This is a genomic window from Halostagnicola bangensis, from assembly GCF_054653435.1.
Genome location: NZ_BAAIGG010000002.1, coordinates 456,962 through 473,783, shown reverse-complemented (window position 1 = coordinate 473,783; position 16,822 = coordinate 456,962). Strand labels below are relative to the sequence as shown.

Sequence of the window (16,822 nt, the reverse complement as noted above, 5' to 3'; positions counted from 1 at the left end):
GAACTAATTGGGAGTCCACCAGGCTCAACGGAGTAGTGACTCGGCTATCTCGAGAAGCGTCTGCTCTTCGAGTTCCGCGTCACCGAAGAGGTGGTAGTAGTTGCTTTCGTATTCCCACTCGAGTTCCGTTCCGTGATCGGTCTCGCCGATCGTTGCGTTGACACCGCCGATAGTTGTTGATGAGCCGTCGACAGGTATCTCTCGAGGCCCGTCGCCGATGGCAACCAATAGACTCCGTTCGCTACCGACTCGGTAGGTCTGGGTAACCTGTGTTCGGTCCTGATCAGGGTAGGTAACCCCCTGAACGGAATCGAATTCGAAATCAGTTGGTATCGTTTCCGGATCGGGCTCCCACACATCGAAGTCGACCGCCGAGTCAGCGTCTTCGACGGTGTCATATTCGTTGAATTCTGGGAAGGTAATTCCCACAGGTTCCGAATCGGCTGGCGGCTCGAATTCGAATAACTCGTCCTCGAAGGACTCGTCGAACGAAACGTCTTCGTAGCTCACGGAGAACTCGGTGGACTCGGATTTCATCTCGTACTGGAGCGGAAAGAGCGTCTCCTCGTCGAACCAGATCTCTATTTCCTCCGCGTGCTCGTCGCTGGCGTCTTCGAGGCTCGTCTCGAGCGGAATCCGGTAGGTCGTCTCCTCGACCATGATGTCGATCGACCGCTCGAGCGTTTCGTTTTGTGGTGGCGCGAAGACGACGCGGTGGGCGTCACGGTCGTCGATGGTCGTCTCGTCGACGGACTGGACGTCGAAGCGCTCGAAGTACCGCTCCTGTTCCTCGTAGATGCGCTCGAGGCGGCTCTGGTTGCTCGTTTGGGTTTCATAACTCGTTATCGAACCCGTCTCGTTGTCCTGGTGCCAGACTTCGTCGCCGTCGTTGACGACGACGTAACCGCCGTCGGATCCGTCCGTTTCACCGCTCACAGCTTCGGTTCGGCTCGTTCCATCGTTTCGGAGCCAAACGGCTTCCGTCGTCGATTGGGTCTCGGAGCCGTTCGCAGTTTCAATCGTCGTCGACGTTTCGACCGTCGCCGAGAGCGCTTCCGGCGGCTCCGTTTCGGCCAGTTCCTGCTGGAGGCGTTCACCCGGGTCGTCACCGTCATCGGTCAAGCCGATACAGCCGGCTGTTAGAACGACGAGCGCGACCGCGGTAAAAAGGATGATGAAACGGGACCGGGTCATGCCAGATTCATCTCTTGGCGGGGGTTATTATTTCATCGGATTCGATTTCGTATATCGCGGTGGAATAATGGTTTTGCTCTCGGATTAAATCTCTCCACGGAACCGGTATACTACGCCTCGCAGCTGATCGACTCCGCCACCGAAACGACCGTCTCCTCACCGAGGTCCTGCGGTCCACCGACGTAATAACCGATATCGCCGCACGTCCACGTGAGCCGAACAGTCTCGATCGATTCCATTCGGTCGATAGTCCCGGTTCGGTTACCAATCTGTATCGACTCGCCGTCGAACGCGAACGCGTCCGGATCGTCCGTCGCTTCGACCGAAAGCAAGCTGTCGTCTGCAGTGGCGTAGGAACTCCGTACGTTCGTTCTGTTTTCCGCCTCGTGCTTGGAGACCGAAACGGTCTCGAGATCGTACGATTCCGGCTCGTACGTCGGCGCTTCGACGTCGAAGTCGACGGCCAGGTCCGCCTGGCCGACGGTATCGAACTCCGTCCGTGACGGGAGATTTATCTCCTCTACGGTTGCGTTTTCCGGTGGCTCGTACTCGAATTTCTCGTCGGCGATATCGGGATCGAACGTCAGGTCCTGATACTCCATCGTATAGCCCCCGTCGGCCGTCTCGAATTCGTATTTGACCGGGAAGAAATGCTCCCGGTCGAGCCACAGTTCGGTCCGCTCGGGATCGTCGGTCAGTCCCGCTGAAGTCGACTCCCCACCGGCGGATCCGACCGGAACGGAATAAATCGAGTCGCCCATTGCGATGTCGATCGAACGGTCGATCGACTCGTTCCCCTCGGGTTCGAGGACGAGGTGATACACGTCGTGTCCATCGACGGTCGTCTCGTCGATCTCTGCGATGTCGAACTCCTCGAGTAACTGCTCGTTCGCATCGTACGTCGCGCCGAGTCGATCACCGAACGGCTCTTCCGAATCCATAACGGTGACCGTGTTCGTCCCCTCGGTCTCCGTCCAAATCTGCGTTCCGTCGTCGACGCTCGTTGTTGCGGTGGTCCCGTACTCACTTTCGCTTCGGCTGGCTCCGTCCGAACGCATCCAGAGGTCTTCGGTTACCTCGATCGTCTCGTTTGAAAACGTCGCTTCGGTCACGAGCGTCGCCGAGACCGCTTCGGGCGGTTCGGATTCGTTGAGTTCGTCCTGCAGGTCGTCGCCGCTGAGGTCGTCGCCGATGATACCCGCGCAGCCGGCGATGACGACAAGACCGAGAGTCAGGAGGAGGGCCGCTCGAAGCCGGGACCGTTTCATACAACCGAATGTGTCGTAGAATTACATCAATCGTTCGACTCGTGGTCCGAGCCGTCTCGAGAACCGTAGCCGCGGGCGAACAGCTTCGAGACGTAACTCAGGACCAACAATGTGACGACCAGTCCGCCGAGGGCGTACGGTTGGAAGCCGTAGACCATCTCTCGAATCGCGTAGGTCACGACGAGGACGCCCATGAGAAGTGCCGTTCCTCCTGCCCACCGAGACGCGTAGGCGGGGTCGACTGACTCCTCGTACGCCGAGTGCAGGTCCGCACGCCCCTGAATGGCGATCAAATAGCCGAGATACAGGATAACCACACCGCAGACGAGCCAGACAAGACCGCTCACCAGATTGTAGTCGACCATTGGTTGTGCTTGTGCCCACCAAAAGAATAAGGGCGACGATAGATGCTTCGGATCTGCAGACTCGCCGGGAGATTGCACTCAGCTCGCCTGATTACAGTATGACCATGATTTTCGAGCGTCAGCAATCCGTCGTTTCCAGATACAAAAGATATTTTTCTTCGCCAGCAAAACATACTGGTATGAGCACTCAGGGAACGCAAGATCGCATCCTCGAAGTTCTCGAGGAGGATGCGCAGGCGTCCTACGCCGATATCGCCGATCGGGCGGACGTCTCGAAACCAACCGTTCGAAAATATATCAAGCAACTCGAGGAGGAGGGTGTCATTATCGGATATTCTGCGGACATCGATCCAAAGAAACTCTCGAGCCAGACGATCGCCCTCGTCGGGATCGACGTCGCGAGCGAACGGTACGTCGAAGCGACCAACGATCTCAAGGCCCTTTCCGAGATCGAGGCGCTGTACAGTTCGAGCGGCGATCACATGTTGATGGCCGAAGTTCGAGCCGAAGACGGCGACTCGCTGGGCGAGATCATCTCGAACGAGATTCTCGAGATCGAGGGCGTTACCGCGGCTCACCCGTCTTTCCTTCAGGAACGTCTCAAGTAGCTCGCTCGTCTCTCGGCAACCACGTCAACGAATAGAGGCTCCGCCCTTTTGCCAGTTGACCACGTGTTCTCACTATGGCGACCTACCAGCGTGAAACGCGAATCCGGGCACCAATAGAGAAGGTCTGGCAGTTTCACTCGACAGTTTCAGGGCTCGAAGCGCTCACGCCAGAATGGATGGGATTGCGTGTCGAATCGGTGCTCGGGCCGGATGGGGAACTCGACCCGGGCGTGCTCGAGGGCGGGTCCGAGGTTTCGCTCTCCATCCGACCGTTCGGCGTCGGACCGAGACAACGGTGGACATCGGTGATCACTGCGCGAGAACGGTCAGATGGCAACGCTTTCTTTCGGGACGAGATGGTCGACGGCCCGTTCGACACGTGGATTCACACGCACTCGTTTTTCGCGGACGGCGAGGAAACGATACTCCGCGATCGTGTCGAGTACACGCTCCCGTTCGGTTCCATCGGCGACCTCGCGACTCCGTTTTCGCGGGTCGGCTTCGAGCCGATGTTTCGGGCCCGTCACAAGCGGACGAAAGAGCGCCTCGAGCCAAAGCGCTAACTTCGACCGCTGGCCGGGCGAGTTCAGCGGCTTCGAGAGACGAACCAAACGGGTTTTGATGCCGTATTGGCTAGATGAACTATGAACCGATCCGATGCCTGTTCGGTCTCGAGACGGGCACTCGTCGCCGCTGTCGCTGGAACCGGATTCCTCGCAGGCTGTCTGGACGATGAGGGCGACGACGGAACGAACGCTGACGACGGATCCGGGAGCGAGAACGGTGGGGAAGCCCTCGAGCTCGTGGACCACCCGGGTGACGAGCCGATCGATCCGCCAGAGGGGTACAACTGCCCGGTCTGTAACATGCAACCGAACGACTGGCAGGACTGGGACGCACAACTCGTTCACGGCGAGGACGGTGCCACGTTTTTCGATTCGCCCGGTTGTCTCTTCGCCTATTACGCGGACCCGACCGATCCGAACCACGGCGGACCCGATTCCGAAATCACCGGTGCGTGGGTATCGGGGTTCGAAACGGGCGAACTGATCGACGCCGAGGAGGTATCGTTCGTCCTCGAACACGACCACGACCGAACCACCGCGCCGATGGACAGCCCCGTTCCGTTCGCGGACCGGGAGGACGCCGTCGCGTACGTCGAGGACTACGATGACCTGTCCGAAGACAATATCGTCGGTCTCGACGCCGCAAGTGGAGAAGCCGAGGGCATGTACCCCTAAATCTCGCTTCGAAAGCGATCCTTCCATCGGATCGGCCCACCGCCTTCCTTGCCAATGACGCAACCGCTGGGAGCAACCTGGTGTGTCGCCTTCGAAACAGGTTAGTTCCGACGGGAAGATCATCGAGCAGTGACAGTGCGGACGAACGTCCAGACCACGCCGGTCGCCGCGCTCGCGTTCGCGGTCTTTGCCGCCAGTACGAGTGCAATCTTGGTCCGCTGGAGTACTGCTCCGAGTTCCGTCGCCGCCTTCTATCGCGTGCTTTTCACGACTGCCATCGTCGCACCGATCGCGTTCGCGTTCCACCGCGAGGAGTTCGGCCGACTCTCGAGTCGCGACCTCGGATTTGCGAGCATCGCTGGCGTCGCACTGGCGATCCACTTTGTGTCCTGGTTCGAGAGCTTGAATCACACGAGCGTCGCGGCGAGCGTGACGCTCGTTCAGACTCAGCCCATCTTCGTGGCGATCGGTGCCGCGCTCTTGCTCGGCGAGCGCGTCAACCGGCAAACGGTGATCGGTATCGTCGTCGCACTCGTCGGGGCGACTGCGATGTCGTTCGGGGATGCGGGTCAGGCACCACTCTCGGATGCCACCGCCTACGGCAACTCACTCGCAGTGCTGGGTGCGATCACCGTCGCGGGGTACGTTCTCGCTGGGCGGTCGATCCGCCAGCGCGTTTCGCTCTTCCCGTACGTAACCGTCGTCTACACCGCGTGTGCGGTGACCTTGTTCGTCCTCGTTGGAACTCAAGGACACGACTACGTCGCCTATCCGGCCCGCGAGTGGCTGCTCTTTTTCGGGATGGCCGTCGGTCCCGGTATCTTCGGCCACACCGTCATCAACTGGGTGCTGAAACACCTCGAGTCGGTCGTCGTGAGCGTCGCCTGGCTGGGCGAACCGGTCGGGGCGACCATCCTGGCGCTGGCACTGCTCGCGGAAGTCCCCGACGCGGTGACCGTCGTCGGCGGGGGAATCGTCCTCGCCGGAATCTACGCCACGACCATCGAACGAGGAAAGCGACAAACCGACTCGAGCGGATAGTCCCCCGGAGCAGTTTTTAGCGACCCCGCTCGAGTAAACCGCACCATACAGCGTTTTGCTCCCCCTTACGCTGTCCGAAATCACGCACCCCAGCCAGATGAAATTGCACTTCGAGCCTGTGCTCTGTCTAGAAGGGGAGAGTATCGGTGATTTCCGGTGTGTCCGGATACCGAGACGACGTTCGGATCGTTTCGGAACGACAATTGTCTTGCCGCCACTGAAGCCGTTCGTTGTCTCAGAGAGGCGCCGGATACAGCATAGATACTCGATCAATAACTTACCGGGATTTTCTCGAAGGACCGGACACTCCGATGAACCGACGAACGTATCTCACGACAGCCGCGGGAATCAGCGCAGTCGCCTTCGCTGGCTGCGCCGAACTGGATAACCCTGACGAATCGGACGACGATGACGAGCCCTCGGACGGCGACGCATCCGACAATGGAGACGAGGGGGACGACGAAACCGGGGGCGTCGAAGAGTTCGACGATTTCGAGGACCTCGACGATTGGGAGACGATCGAAGGATCGCTCTCCGCCGACGAGGACCGATACTACACCGGCTCCCAGTCCGCCCACCTCGAGGCCGAAGCGGACGGACGAGTTACGATCGCGCGCGAGCTGTCGGACTCCGAAGACTTCTCGGGGATGAGCCCCGGACTCGCCGTCGAGTCGGGCTCCCTGTCGGATCTCTTGATACAGCTGTTCGACGACGACGGCGACCTGATCGCGTTCCGAAGCGAGATCGGCGAACTTTCGTTCGAGCGAACCAACTTCGGCGTCGCAGAAGCCGACGACGACGCGGACATGGACGAGGTTTCCGAGATTCAGATTACGATGCTTGGTGGCGAAGACGACGGCCGGGAGATCTGGATCGACAACCTTCACTTCGTCCCCCGTCCCGACGACGGTATGGTAATGATCCAGCTCGACGGCGGCTACGAGAACCACTACACGGAAGCGCTCGGCATTCTCGAGGAGTACGACTATCCGGCGACCGCCTTCGTCCCGCCCGGGCGCATTCGTGAGAACGAGCAAGCAGAAGGCGACCGACTCACCGAGGAGCAACTCGAGGAACTCGCTGATGCGGACTGGACCATCGCGAGCAACACGCACAACGCACAGAACCCGACCGGACTCGACGACGACGAGCAAGAAGATGCGTTCGCGGACGCGGTCGAGTGGCTCGAGGATAACGGCTACGAGGACGGCGCGAAATGCGTCTCCTATCCGACCGGCAGGTACAACGAGCGGACGCTCGAGCTCTGTGCGGAACACCATGAACTCGGCTTTGCCGGCCGGTATGGAGTCGGCGGCTACGCGACCAATCCGACGCTCTGTCCGCGAGTGTCGGATCCGTCGGCCGGTGAAGTCGAGCAGTTACTCGAGTGGACCGCCGAACTGGGCGGGATCACGTCTCTGGCGTACTTCGAACTCGACGAGTCGCTCGAGGAGTTCGAGAACGCTGTCGAAGCCATATCTGAGTACGAAGAAGGGGGCGAGATAACCGTTATTCAACCGGAAACGGTCGAAAACGAGTACGTGATTAACGACTAACAGCTCATTCGGGAGTGCTTTTGGGTGACTCTCCACTCGGCGGTTCAACGCCGCGACGCGCGGGCTGACAATCGTCGTGGAGTGGTGAGAGGAGGCGAAGCGTATACACGCTCAGGATCGTCAGTCCCGCGGCGAGGGCAAAAAACATCGCTGGTCGCGCGAGACCGAGCGCCTCGAGCGTCGAGAGGCCGAACCCGCCCCCGAGCATCGTCAGGATCACCCAACTGCCGATATCTTCGGGGATCGCGTCGATAACGTGACGTCGATAGCGCCGGGTGTAGAGCAGCCCGCTCGCGATCCCGAGTGGGATTACCGGCCAGAGCCAGCCCGGGTGAAGCGCTCCCGGATCCGGCGCGACGAAATAGACTAAAACCGGAAGGGCGACAGCGAGCGCGACGAACTCACCCTTACGGCCCCTGGGGACCGTCCAGTCGCCATTTTCGTCGCGAAACCACTCGAGGAGGGGGAGACCCATTATCGGTCGATTCGACGCAGTGACAGATGAGCGTTTCCCCATGCGTGTCGCTCGCACCGATTGGGCGACTTTACAAAAGTGTCCGCTGAGTGTGCCCGCGAGTTTCCGGGAGTCGTTCGTCTGTGAGAAAAGCACTCGAGGGAACGGATACGAACGGTCAACTCTGTGGATATGAAGGACGCTCCGCGTACGCGATCGGATCCCGAACGTCGTTGTTTCGAAACGCCTGCAACCGGAACGCACACGAGTCACAGGTTCCGCAGGCGGGCTCATCCTCACGATAACACGACCACGTGTGTTCGTAGGGTACCTCGAGCTCGAGTCCCCGTTCGGCGATATCGGTCTTCGACCACTCGACGAAGGGGGCTTCGATCGAAATCTCCGTCTCGGGTTTCGTTCCGACCTCGACGACGCGTTCGAAGGCGTCGAAGAACGCGGGTCGACAGTCCGGATAGCCCGAAAAGTCCTCGCTGTGGGCGCCGATGAAGACCGCTTCGCAGTCGTTGGCCTCCGCGTAGGAGACCGCCATCGAGAGCAGGTTCGCGTTGCGAAACGGGACGTAGCTGTCCGGGATCTCCTCGCTTTCCATATCCGCGTCTTCGACGGCCATCTCCTCGTCCGTCAGACTCGAGGCACCGATTGCCGCGAGGTGTCCCGTTTCGATCCGGAGGAAGTCCTCGACCGCGAGTTCGCTCGCGAGTTGGCGGGCACACTCGAGTTCGCGGCTCTCGGTTCGCTGGCCGTAGGAGGTGTGCAACGCGTAAATGTCGTAGCCGCGCTCTCGTGCTTCGTAGGCCGCCGTCGCGCTGTCCATGCCGCCCGAGAGGAGGACGACGGCGCGATCACGGGGGCGGTCGCCTTCGGAAGTCGATTCGTCGGTCGCGTCGGTGTCTGTTTTGGGAGTCATTTGTGGGACTAATCCGTCGTCTACGTTTCTGGGGCGTCGTTCCACAGGTCGACGTGGAGTCGGGGTGTGTATCGAAAGCCGTGTTCCATCGCGAGGTCGGCCACTCGAGTCCGCGTCTCTGCGAGCCGATCCCGAGTCGCACCTTCGGGCATCAAGAGGACGTCGTCGTCGGTGATCGGAACCGAAGATTCCGCCCGAAGCTCCTCGAGCAGCGAGAGGATTTCGGGCATATCGTCGTCGCCGGTAACGACGAACTTCAACTGGAAGTCGGCGGACTCGAGAAGTTCGCTCATCGCCTCGAGGTCGATCCGGTCGCGTTCGTGCTTCGATTCGAACTCGCCCTCGTCCCGGTTCAGGGCTCCCGCCGGCCGCCGGTCACCGTCCCGAGATTCCTTCGGAACTTCGCCCCTCGGATCGCGTTCGGGCGTCGGCGTGCTGTTCTCGAGTTTCGGGCTGATCGAGGCGAGGTCGATCGGGGCGTCGCGGAAGATCGTCCCGTTAGTTTCGACCGTCGTGTGATAGCCCAGTTCGTCGAGGCGCTCGAGAAGCGTCACCGACTCGTCATGGAGCATCGGTTCGCCGCCCGTCAGGACGACGTGATTCGCCTCCTCAAAGGACTGGATTTCGGAAACGATATCGTCGAGATTCATCCAGGCGTGGGTGGGTTCCCACGAGGTGTGATAGGAGTCACAGAACCAACACCGGAGGTTACAGCCGCTCGTGCGGACGAACACGGATGGGACGCCCGCGAGCGTTCCCTCGCCCTGAATCGAGTAGAAGAGTTCGTTGATCGGGAGGGCGTCCCCCTTCGGCTTCTCGACAGCATCCGACTCCTGCCCAGAATCGCTTCCTGTACTCGAGGCGGAGGCACCCTTCGAACCCGGACCGGAACTCGAGACGGGCATCTCAGCGAGTCCCTCCGCCGCAGAGTTCGCTCGTTTCGCTCACCTGGACGGTAATCTCGTCCACGCTCTCGGGCAGGGCATCCGCGAGGCGGTTCTCCAAGACGACGCTCATCACCTCCGCAGTCGGGGGGTGCTCGAGAACGACGAGCGCGTCGCCGTCGCCGGCCGCTTCGAAAGCGTCGACCAGCGGATCACCAGCCTCGAGCAGGAACATGTGATCCCACTCAGAGATTACCTCGGTAATATCTCCCTTGTCGACGACCCATCCTTCTTCGGTAAGTTCGCCTTCGACGGTGACGGAAACTTCGTAATTGTGTCCGTGCGGTCGAGCGCATTTGCCGTCGTGATGGAGGATTCGATGCCCCGCACTGATCCTGATGGGGCGATCGTGTCCGATCCGGAGCGTTCGGGTTGTGCCGACAATGTCGGTCGTTCGGGAACGGTCCGTTTTCACCGGGGCTCCATCGGACCCGACTCTACTGTTCATACTCGGAGATGATCTCGAGAATACTTAGTTCCTCTCCAAGCGAATTGCCGACGGCGGTCGGGGCGTCGACAGCGTTCGAAGCGTCGACGACGGCACCGGGCGACGAGATACCTATGGTCGCGGAGTTCGAACGAAGTGCTATGAACGTTGCCGTGGTAACGGTCGGGGACGAGTTACTCGCCGGACGAACAGCCAACACCAACGCGACGTGGCTCGCCGAGCAACTCACCGACCGCGGGGTGGCCGTCGAGCGCGTGACGACGATACCGGATCGCATCGACGATATCGCCCGAGTAGTAAACGAGTATCGAGCCGAGTACGACGCCGTACTCGTCACGGGCGGACTCGGACCGACTCATGACGACGTAACCATGGAAGGCGTCGCCGCTGCGGTCGGGCGACGACTCGAACCGCACGAAGGAGCGCTCGAGTGGCTCGCCGAGGAAGGCGGCTACTCCCGCGAGGATCTGACGGATGGAACGGGGAATCTTCCGGCAGGTGCTCGAGTGCTGCATAATACGAACGGCGTCGCTCCCGGTGTGGTCCTCGAGAATATTTACGTCCTCCCCGGCGTCCCAGAAGAGATGAAATCGATGTTCGACGGGATTGCCGGCGAATTCAACGGCGTTCGGTCCCATCGCGAGGTCGTCGTCGCGGACGAACCAGAAAGCGCACTGCTCGATCGACTCGCCGAACTCAGGGACCGATTCGATGTCTCCGTCGGGAGTTATCCCGGCGAATCCGTACGAGTAGCGATCGAAAGTACCGACCGCCAAACCGTCCAAGCTGCGGCTGAGTGGTTCGAAGATCGGACCGAACAACCGAGTTAACGATACAAAAACGCAAGCCAGACGACGGCTATCAGGAGGCTCACGAGCAGGACGCCCCAGCCGACGATGGTCATCGGAAGTGCCGGTTCCGCCTCGAGGAGCAGGTGTGTCAGTGCAGTCATGGTCGATACTCCCGGCCCATCCCTCTTAACGTTTCAGAAAAACGGTGAGCCGCGGTGGATCGTAGTGGTAGCCGAACGGGAAGCCACACCGTTTTTGGAGCCGTCCCCGCTATCTCACCTATGAACTCAATCGGGTTCGTCGTCAATCCGATCGCTGGTATGGGCGGTCGAGTCGGCCTGAAGGGAACGGACGGCAAACTCGAGGAGGCCCGCCGTCGCGGTGCGAAACCGCGGGCTCCGAGTCGCGCACGCGACGCGCTCGAGACGCTCTTTCGGCTCCGTTCGGAGCTTTCCGTCTACACGGCGGCGGGAAGTTTGGGTGAGGACGCCGTCAGAGCCGTCGGATTCGAGCCGAAAGTCGTCTTCGAGCCCGACGCGTCCGAAGAATTTTCGCGTTCGGCGTCCGCAGACGGGGAGGAGACGACGGCCGAAGACACGCGGAGAGCGGTTCGCTCGTTTCTCGAGTGCGATGTCGACCTGGTCCTGTTCGTCGGCGGGGACGGGACCGCCGTCGACGTCGCCGAAGTGCTCGAGGAAGCCGGCGTCGATACGCCGATGCTCGGCGTCCCGGCGGGCGTGAAAATCTACTCCTCGGTGTTCGCCGTTACACCAGCCGACGCCGGTCGAGTCGCTGCCGAGTTCGACCGGGTCGAACCGCGGGAGGTAAACGATATCGACGAAGACGCCTACCGGGATGGTACGGTTCGGTCGGAACTGAAAGCGGTCGTTTCAGTTCCCGTTTCCTCCGAGGTCCAATCGAGCAAACAACTCGCGAGCGGGAACGTCGAATCCCTGGCTGCCGGATATGCCCGAGATATCGACCAGGAGGCGACTTACGTGTTCGGCCCCGGAAGCACCGTCGGTCGGATCGAATCGGAACTCGGTATCGATCCGTCCCCGCTCGGCGTGGACGTCTGGCGAGGCGGTGAGCTCCTCGAGCGAGACGCGACCGAAGACCAAATTCTGGCGGTCCTCGAGGATCCGGTCACGATCGTCGTCTCTCCGATCGGCGGACAGGGATTTCTCTTCGGTCGCGGTAATCACCAGATCTCGCCGGCCGTTATTCGACGATCCGAAGCGCTCGATATCGTCGCATCAGAGGAGAAACTCGACGGCATCGGGACGTTTCATGTCGACACCGACGACGACGAACTCGACGAAACGCTTCGCGGCTGGATCAAGGTCCAGACGGGGCGGTATACCACCCGCCTCGTGAAGGTTGTTTAAGGATGAGACGCAATGTTCTGAACGACGCAAGGATATAACGACGCAGTAGAATGTATTGAGTATATAGTCAGGATTAAGGTCGCGTCCTGCGTAGGGAGCGGTATGGAAACGCGGAAAGTGCAGCGACTTGGTCCGTCGACGCTCGCAATGACGCTCCCCGCCGAATGGGCATCCGAACACGGTGTCGAGAAAGGCGACGAAGTGTCGCTTCGAACCAGCGGCAAAGGAACGCTGACGGTGATGCCCGAGTCTGCGAACTCGGAAGAAACCGAGGCGATCATCCACGCCGACAATCTCGACTCGAAAGCTGTCGAACGAGCGATCGTCGCCCAGTACGTTCTCGGTCGACGCGTCATTCGAATCGAATGCGAAGATGGCGCGCTCGAGTCGGATCACATCAACGCGGTCTACCGCGCGGAAACGCAGTTGATGGGACTCGGCGTCATCGAAGAAACGCCGGAGAACATCTCCATTCGCTGTTCAGTCGACCCGGAGGACTTCACGCTGGATAGCCTGCTCGAGCGACTCGAGCGAACCGGCCGGACGATGCGTGGCGAAGCGATCAAAGCGCTCGCCCACGGAAACCCGGACCTCGCACAGCGGGCTCTAAACCGCGAGCGACAGGCGAACAAGATCTTCGTCTTACTGCTCCGCCTGATCTTTACGGCTTACCAGAATCCGAACCTCGCCCGTGCGGTCGGTCTCAACAGCGGCTTTCCGTTGATCGGCTACCGCTCGATCGCAAAGAACCTCGAGTTGACCGCCGACAACGCCGAAGATATCGCGGATATCGTGATGGAGACGAAGGGTCACACGCTCGACATCGACAGCAGCGTCATGCGCGAAATCCGAGAACTGACCGAACTGGTCGACGAGATCACGTCCCTCGCGGTCGAGTCGGCCGTCGAGCGGGACTACGACAAGACGATCGAAGCTCGCGAACTCTATCAGGATATCGCAGACCGGGAGGAAGAGATCCTCGCGGAACTACCCGAAATGGACAACGACGACCTCCTCAAAGTTCGTGAGGTGCTTGTCAGCGTCCAACAGACCGCGGGATACGCCATGCGAAACGCGGAAATTGCCGCCAATCTCGCGCTCAACGAAGAGTCCGAGCATACGACGATCAGATAAGGTCGTTCGGTCTTTTTGAGGGGAGTTCGACCTGCCGGAGTCGTTCACACCGCCTCGACAGCAGCCCTCGCCGGTGGCGAGAATCACCGCGAATGAGTGCAATTAAGAGACTTCACTCGAAACCGGCTTGATATGACTACCCAAACGGAATCCGCGTCGGACAAAGGCGTCGGCCTCACGATGGCACTCAGCGCACTCGTCGTTGTCGGTGCTGTTGCGATGATCGTCGGTGCGCTCGAGCTCGGTGGTGTTCCCGAAATTACGGCGGCCTGGGGCTTTGCTGGAGCTGTCGCGTTCGGGATAATCGCGGTCGCCGGTATTCACATCTGGGAGTAAACGGAAGGCGTCGCTGTCGAATCAATCCGCGACAGCCTGCCGATCGTATTTCTCGATACACTCCTCGAGTATCGCGTTCATAACCCGTCACTGCTGGCGATTTTCACAGTCAGAAGCTGGTCTCAGCCGTTAAGAGTTAAGGCCACAGACACCCTAGAGAGATCACGGACGATGACCGACTACTCCGACGAAGAACAGCGCATTCTCTCCTATCTCCGTGAGAGTGCAGCCCGAGGGGAACAGTATTTCCGGGCGAAGAACATTGCCGCAGCTATCGATCTCTCATCGAAACAGGTCGGCGCTCGCCTTCCCCACCTCGCAGAGAAATCGGAGGACGTCGATATCGAGAAGTGGGGTCGGGCGCGTTCGACAACCTGGAAAGTCACGCTCAGTTGAGTCAGTCGCCGATTTCACCGGCTTTTTACCCGTGAACCACGGATACAACTCACATGACAGTACGGGTCGATCGATCGTTCGAAGTCGACGCTTCCCCCGAACGCGTCTGGGAGTTCATTTCCGACCCGGAGAACCGAGCGCGATCTATCAGTGTCGTCTCCGAGTACACGATCGATGACGAAGCCGGCAACAAAGCAACGTGGCACGTCGAGTTACCGATCCCGCTGATTCGACGGACGATTACCGTAAAGACCGAAGACGTCACTCGAGAGCCACCGAACTACGTCAAGTTCGTCGGCCGATCGAAAGTGATGGACGTCACGGGAGATCACGACATCGTCGAGACCGAAAACGGGGCTCGCCTCGAGAACCAGTTCGTCGTCGATGGAAAACTGCCTGGCGTCGAGAAGTTCTTCAAGCGAAACCTCGACGAGGAACTCGAGAACCTTCGTCGCGGACTCGAGAACGACATCCGTTCGGACGACTACTCCCGGTCCGCTGATTGACCCGAATTTCGCTGATTACCCACTATGACGGCCGATCACTCAACGACAGGTTCGATGGAGACAGATCACTCGACCGACGACTCGGCGACCGAACTGGCGCTCGCACAAATCGGGATCGAACCGGGCGACGTCGACGGCAACGTCGAACGAGCGACGGCGGCGGTGGCTCGAGCGGCGTCCTCTGGTGCCGACCTCGTTGTGCTCCCGGAACTGTTCAACGTCGGTTACTTCGCGTTCGATCAGTACGAGCACTACGCCGAACCGATCCGCGGGCGAACGTTCGATCGACTCAGGGACGCGGCCGTCGACCACGACGTCGCCGTCCTCGCGGGAACCATCGTCGAGGATCTCGCGGCGACCGAGGCCGTCCCGACGCCCGCCGAGGAGGGCCTCGCGAACACCGCGGCGCTGTTTGGATCGGACGGAACCCTCGAGCTGGTCTATCGGAAACACCACCTCTTCGGCTACGAATCCGCAGAGAGCGAACTTCTCGTCGCCGGCGAGCGGGTCGAAACCGCAGACATCTGTGGGTTCACCGTCGGCGTGACGACCTGTTACGATCTCCGATTTCCCGAACTCTATCGCGAACTGGTCGATGCAGGTGCCGAACTCCTCTTGATCCCGAGCGCGTGGCCCTATCCTCGAATCGAACACTGGGAAACGCTCGCGCGGGCTCGAGCGATCGAAAATCAGTGTTACGTCGCGGCGGTCAACGGCTCCGGGACGTTCGAGGACGCCGAACTGATCGGCCGGTCGACCGTGTACGATCCGTGGGGCGTCCGTCTGGCTTCGAGCGGCGACGATCCGGCGCAGGTATCGACGGGGATCGATCCCGGCGCCGTCGAAGACGTACGCAGCTCCTTCCCCGCGCTTGAAGACCGTCGGTTGTAGTGGCGATCCAAGCCTGAACTGATTGGTGAAATCGGTGGTGTTTGTCCGGTTTCGTTCATCAAGTCGACGCGTGGAACGGTGTTAACGAGACGGCTCGGGAACGGTTCGGGACCCGACTCGAGACAGAACGGCGCTCGAGAGACACTGGAGAGCGGTCGAACGACGAGCGGTTCCGCGACCGGGATCTTTTAGTTGCTCCCGGCCTGATCAGGAGATGCCGGTTTACGACGCTTTTCACGTCTTCACCGGTACTGCTCGTCTCCGGCTCCGTCGAACTCCTAGGAGGACGGATCCACCACTCGCCCACGCCTTTCGCCACCCCACTCCTCGTTTCCGTGATCCACCGTCCGTAGCGAGGGCGATAGACGTCCCGAAGGCGGATACGACTATTCCGCTGTTCGTCGTTTCGGTGGCCGCGACGGACGGATTGTTACCTCTGTGGGCCGGTAGCCAAACCCCAACGGAGGAATCTCGCCCTTTTAGGGGCGAGAGGATGTCAATTCTGCAGATCGGCTACCTTTTCGACTTCGCTTCGAAGTCGCGTCGAATCGAACTGGTGGTCGGGGCGAATTCGGATAAAATCGAGGAACTCTCGAGCCGAAAGCAGTAATTCTGCGTTGTAGACGGCCGCCGCCTCGTCGACGGCGGCTCGGGCCCCGATTCTGGGCTCGAGGACGGCCATCGCGCAGGCGAGATCGTAGGCGGTGCTTTCCGGCATTCGGCCGTCTGAAACGCTCGTCGCGTCGATAACGTACAGTTCGTCCTCACACAGCAGGAGATTCTCTGCGCGGAGATCGCCGTGTGCGAGGTCGTTGGCGTGCATCGTGGCGAGCATCTCGAACAGTTCCGGCGCGTGGGATCGGACGACCGAATCCGACACGTCGTCGAGCGATCGAAATTCGGGGAGGTACTCGAGGACGAGGACGCCGAGGCCGTTAACTTCGAACGACTCGATGGGTTTTGGCGCGTTGAGTCCGAGTTCTCGAATTCGTTTCGTCGCTTCGTACTCGTGTTCGACCATCTGGAGCGGCGTATCGAACCGATCGAAGAATCCCTCGGTTCCCGAGGAAAACGCCCCCACGTTTCTACCGGCCGTCAACAGCCCGTGTACCAGCGCGTTCTGCTTCGAGACGATCTTGACGAACCACTCGTCGTCGATCACGCAGGGCGTCGACAGCCAGTTGTCCGTCTCGAGGAACTCGACGCGAACGACCTCTCGATCGTACCGATCCGCCAGCGTGCGGATAACACGCTCGATACGGCTCCACTCGACTGACCCTCGTGCGAGCTGGCGGATATCCATGTGGTGGCAGTGAGGGCTTTTGGGCTTATA

Annotated in this window: 21 protein-coding genes; 12 read left to right on the top strand and 9 right to left on the bottom strand. The window is 60.3% G+C overall.

Features of this window, described 5'->3' with window-relative positions:
• Positions 1 to 24: 24 nt before the first annotated feature.
• The 3 genes from ACYQ14_RS04015 to ACYQ14_RS04005 all read right to left on the bottom strand — a co-directional run bounded on the left by ACYQ14_RS04015 (position 25) and on the right by ACYQ14_RS04005 (position 2,827).
• Positions 25 to 1,194, bottom strand: coding sequence for an outer membrane lipoprotein-sorting protein (locus ACYQ14_RS04015; RefSeq protein ID WP_459885038.1), 1,170 nt, complete (start codon positions 1,192 to 1,194; stop codon positions 25 to 27).
• Between the two features lie 110 nt (positions 1,195 to 1,304).
• On the bottom strand, positions 1,305 to 2,462 hold the full coding sequence (locus tag ACYQ14_RS04010) for a LolA family protein (RefSeq protein WP_459885036.1): 1,158 nt from the start codon (positions 2,460 to 2,462) through the stop codon (positions 1,305 to 1,307).
• Positions 2,463 to 2,488: 26 nt separating this feature from the next.
• Entirely contained in the window at positions 2,489 to 2,827 is a 339-nt protein-coding gene (locus ACYQ14_RS04005; protein WP_459885034.1) for a hypothetical protein, read from the bottom strand.
• A 179-nt stretch (positions 2,828 to 3,006) separates the two neighbouring features.
• Between ACYQ14_RS04005 and lrpA1 the strand changes: the two genes are divergently transcribed.
• From lrpA1 to ACYQ14_RS03980, 5 genes are all read left to right on the top strand, one after another.
• Positions 3,007 to 3,435: an HTH-type transcriptional regulator LrpA1 gene (gene lrpA1, locus ACYQ14_RS04000; protein ID WP_283834151.1), complete on the top strand. Its 429-nt coding sequence runs from the start codon at positions 3,007 to 3,009 to the stop codon at positions 3,433 to 3,435.
• Positions 3,436 to 3,509: 74 nt separating this feature from the next.
• Positions 3,510 to 3,998 carry an SRPBCC family protein gene (locus ACYQ14_RS03995; protein ID WP_459885032.1) on the top strand — a complete coding sequence of 163 codons (489 nt, stop codon included), beginning with the start codon at positions 3,510 to 3,512 and terminating at the stop codon, positions 3,996 to 3,998.
• 81 nt (positions 3,999 to 4,079) lie between these two features.
• Positions 4,080 to 4,676, top strand: coding sequence for a nitrous oxide reductase accessory protein NosL (locus tag ACYQ14_RS03990; RefSeq protein ID WP_459885030.1), 597 nt, complete (start codon positions 4,080 to 4,082; stop codon positions 4,674 to 4,676).
• A 135-nt stretch (positions 4,677 to 4,811) separates the two neighbouring features.
• The gene (locus ACYQ14_RS03985) at positions 4,812 to 5,717 is read left to right on the top strand and encodes a DMT family transporter (protein WP_459889971.1); all 906 of its coding nucleotides are present in this window, start codon (positions 4,812 to 4,814) and stop codon (positions 5,715 to 5,717) included.
• 311 nt (positions 5,718 to 6,028) lie between these two features.
• Complete coding sequence (locus ACYQ14_RS03980) at positions 6,029 to 7,273, top strand: polysaccharide deacetylase family protein (RefSeq protein ID WP_459885028.1); 1,245 nt, start codon at positions 6,029 to 6,031, stop codon at positions 7,271 to 7,273.
• Between the two features lie 4 nt (positions 7,274 to 7,277).
• Here the strand turns inward: ACYQ14_RS03980 and ACYQ14_RS03975 are convergent, their stop codons facing one another.
• From ACYQ14_RS03975 to ACYQ14_RS03960, 4 genes are all read right to left on the bottom strand, one after another.
• Positions 7,278 to 7,748, bottom strand: coding sequence for a hypothetical protein (locus tag ACYQ14_RS03975; RefSeq protein ID WP_459885026.1), 471 nt, complete (start codon positions 7,746 to 7,748; stop codon positions 7,278 to 7,280).
• A gap of 157 nt (positions 7,749 to 7,905) precedes the next feature.
• A complete protein-coding gene (gene queC, locus ACYQ14_RS03970; RefSeq protein ID WP_459885024.1) occupies positions 7,906 to 8,655 on the bottom strand; it encodes a 7-cyano-7-deazaguanine synthase QueC in 750 nt (249 codons plus the stop codon).
• 20 nt (positions 8,656 to 8,675) lie between these two features.
• A complete protein-coding gene (locus ACYQ14_RS03965; RefSeq protein WP_459885022.1) occupies positions 8,676 to 9,560 on the bottom strand; it encodes a 7-carboxy-7-deazaguanine synthase QueE in 885 nt (294 codons plus the stop codon).
• A 1-nt stretch (position 9,561) separates the two neighbouring features.
• Positions 9,562 to 10,047, bottom strand: a complete 486-nt coding sequence (locus ACYQ14_RS03960; RefSeq protein ID WP_459885020.1) for a 6-pyruvoyl trahydropterin synthase family protein — start codon at positions 10,045 to 10,047, stop codon at positions 9,562 to 9,564.
• A 140-nt stretch (positions 10,048 to 10,187) separates the two neighbouring features.
• Here ACYQ14_RS03960 and ACYQ14_RS03955 point away from each other — a divergent pair, with 140 nt between their 5' ends.
• Positions 10,188 to 10,877: a competence/damage-inducible protein A gene (locus ACYQ14_RS03955; protein ID WP_459885018.1), complete on the top strand. Its 690-nt coding sequence runs from the start codon at positions 10,188 to 10,190 to the stop codon at positions 10,875 to 10,877.
• On the opposite strand, the gene ACYQ14_RS03950 is transcribed toward ACYQ14_RS03955, so the two are convergent.
• Positions 10,874 to 10,999 (bottom strand): hypothetical protein, encoded by a 126-nt coding sequence (locus ACYQ14_RS03950; protein ID WP_283834141.1) that lies wholly within the window; start codon positions 10,997 to 10,999, stop codon positions 10,874 to 10,876. The two genes, ACYQ14_RS03955 and ACYQ14_RS03950, sit on opposite strands and share 4 nt — an antisense overlap.
• Positions 11,000 to 11,119: 120 nt before the next feature.
• Here ACYQ14_RS03950 and ACYQ14_RS03945 point away from each other — a divergent pair, with 120 nt between their 5' ends.
• The 6 genes from ACYQ14_RS03945 (at position 11,120) to ACYQ14_RS03920 (ending at position 15,489) form a co-directional block, all read left to right on the top strand.
• Positions 11,120 to 12,226: an ATP-NAD kinase family protein gene (locus ACYQ14_RS03945; protein WP_459885016.1), complete on the top strand. Its 1,107-nt coding sequence runs from the start codon at positions 11,120 to 11,122 to the stop codon at positions 12,224 to 12,226.
• A 102-nt stretch (positions 12,227 to 12,328) separates the two neighbouring features.
• Complete coding sequence (locus tag ACYQ14_RS03940; RefSeq protein WP_459885014.1) at positions 12,329 to 13,360, top strand: PhoU domain-containing protein; 1,032 nt, start codon at positions 12,329 to 12,331, stop codon at positions 13,358 to 13,360.
• Positions 13,361 to 13,492: 132 nt separating this feature from the next.
• Positions 13,493 to 13,696 (top strand): DUF7525 family protein, encoded by a 204-nt coding sequence (locus tag ACYQ14_RS03935; RefSeq protein ID WP_283834138.1) that lies wholly within the window; start codon positions 13,493 to 13,495, stop codon positions 13,694 to 13,696.
• 171 nt (positions 13,697 to 13,867) lie between these two features.
• Positions 13,868 to 14,092, top strand: a complete 225-nt coding sequence (locus tag ACYQ14_RS03930; protein ID WP_459885012.1) for a DUF7123 family protein — start codon at positions 13,868 to 13,870, stop codon at positions 14,090 to 14,092.
• Positions 14,093 to 14,145: 53 nt separating this feature from the next.
• Positions 14,146 to 14,598: an SRPBCC family protein gene (locus ACYQ14_RS03925; RefSeq protein WP_459885010.1), complete on the top strand. Its 453-nt coding sequence runs from the start codon at positions 14,146 to 14,148 to the stop codon at positions 14,596 to 14,598.
• Positions 14,599 to 14,652: 54 nt separating this feature from the next.
• Positions 14,653 to 15,489 (top strand): carbon-nitrogen family hydrolase, encoded by an 837-nt coding sequence (locus ACYQ14_RS03920; RefSeq protein ID WP_459885008.1) that lies wholly within the window; start codon positions 14,653 to 14,655, stop codon positions 15,487 to 15,489.
• Positions 15,490 to 15,985: 496 nt separating this feature from the next.
• On the opposite strand, the gene ACYQ14_RS03915 is transcribed toward ACYQ14_RS03920, so the two are convergent.
• Positions 15,986 to 16,792 (bottom strand): RIO1 family regulatory kinase/ATPase domain-containing protein, encoded by an 807-nt coding sequence (locus ACYQ14_RS03915; protein ID WP_459885006.1) that lies wholly within the window; start codon positions 16,790 to 16,792, stop codon positions 15,986 to 15,988.
• Between the last annotated feature and the right edge of the window lie 30 nt (positions 16,793 to 16,822).

Coding starts and splice junctions, on each gene's coding strand:
- ACYQ14_RS03940 (WP_459885014.1), top strand. CDS start 12,329: ATGGAAACGCGGAAAGTGCAGCGACTTGGTCCGTCGACGCTCGCAATG.
- ACYQ14_RS03990 (WP_459885030.1), top strand. CDS start 4,080: ATGAACCGATCCGATGCCTGTTCGGTCTCGAGACGGGCACTCGTCGCC.
- ACYQ14_RS03950 (WP_283834141.1), bottom strand. CDS start 10,999: ATGACTGCACTGACACACCTGCTCCTCGAGGCGGAACCGGCACTTCCG.
- ACYQ14_RS03980 (WP_459885028.1), top strand. CDS start 6,029: ATGAACCGACGAACGTATCTCACGACAGCCGCGGGAATCAGCGCAGTC.
- ACYQ14_RS04005 (WP_459885034.1), bottom strand. CDS start 2,827: ATGGTCGACTACAATCTGGTGAGCGGTCTTGTCTGGCTCGTCTGCGGT.
- ACYQ14_RS03915 (WP_459885006.1), bottom strand. CDS start 16,792: ATGGATATCCGCCAGCTCGCACGAGGGTCAGTCGAGTGGAGCCGTATC.
- ACYQ14_RS03945 (WP_459885016.1), top strand. CDS start 11,120: ATGAACTCAATCGGGTTCGTCGTCAATCCGATCGCTGGTATGGGCGGT.
- lrpA1 (WP_283834151.1), top strand. CDS start 3,007: ATGAGCACTCAGGGAACGCAAGATCGCATCCTCGAAGTTCTCGAGGAG.
- ACYQ14_RS03960 (WP_459885020.1), bottom strand. CDS start 10,047: ATGAACAGTAGAGTCGGGTCCGATGGAGCCCCGGTGAAAACGGACCGT.
- ACYQ14_RS03925 (WP_459885010.1), top strand. CDS start 14,146: ATGACAGTACGGGTCGATCGATCGTTCGAAGTCGACGCTTCCCCCGAA.
- ACYQ14_RS03995 (WP_459885032.1), top strand. CDS start 3,510: ATGGCGACCTACCAGCGTGAAACGCGAATCCGGGCACCAATAGAGAAG.
- ACYQ14_RS03955 (WP_459885018.1), top strand. CDS start 10,188: ATGAACGTTGCCGTGGTAACGGTCGGGGACGAGTTACTCGCCGGACGA.
- ACYQ14_RS04010 (WP_459885036.1), bottom strand. CDS start 2,462: ATGAAACGGTCCCGGCTTCGAGCGGCCCTCCTCCTGACTCTCGGTCTT.
- ACYQ14_RS04015 (WP_459885038.1), bottom strand. CDS start 1,194: ATGACCCGGTCCCGTTTCATCATCCTTTTTACCGCGGTCGCGCTCGTC.
- ACYQ14_RS03930 (WP_459885012.1), top strand. CDS start 13,868: ATGACCGACTACTCCGACGAAGAACAGCGCATTCTCTCCTATCTCCGT.
- ACYQ14_RS03965 (WP_459885022.1), bottom strand. CDS start 9,560: ATGCCCGTCTCGAGTTCCGGTCCGGGTTCGAAGGGTGCCTCCGCCTCG.
- ACYQ14_RS03935 (WP_283834138.1), top strand. CDS start 13,493: ATGACTACCCAAACGGAATCCGCGTCGGACAAAGGCGTCGGCCTCACG.
- queC (WP_459885024.1), bottom strand. CDS start 8,655: ATGACTCCCAAAACAGACACCGACGCGACCGACGAATCGACTTCCGAA.
- ACYQ14_RS03975 (WP_459885026.1), bottom strand. CDS start 7,748: ATGGGTCTCCCCCTCCTCGAGTGGTTTCGCGACGAAAATGGCGACTGG.
- ACYQ14_RS03920 (WP_459885008.1), top strand. CDS start 14,653: ATGGAGACAGATCACTCGACCGACGACTCGGCGACCGAACTGGCGCTC.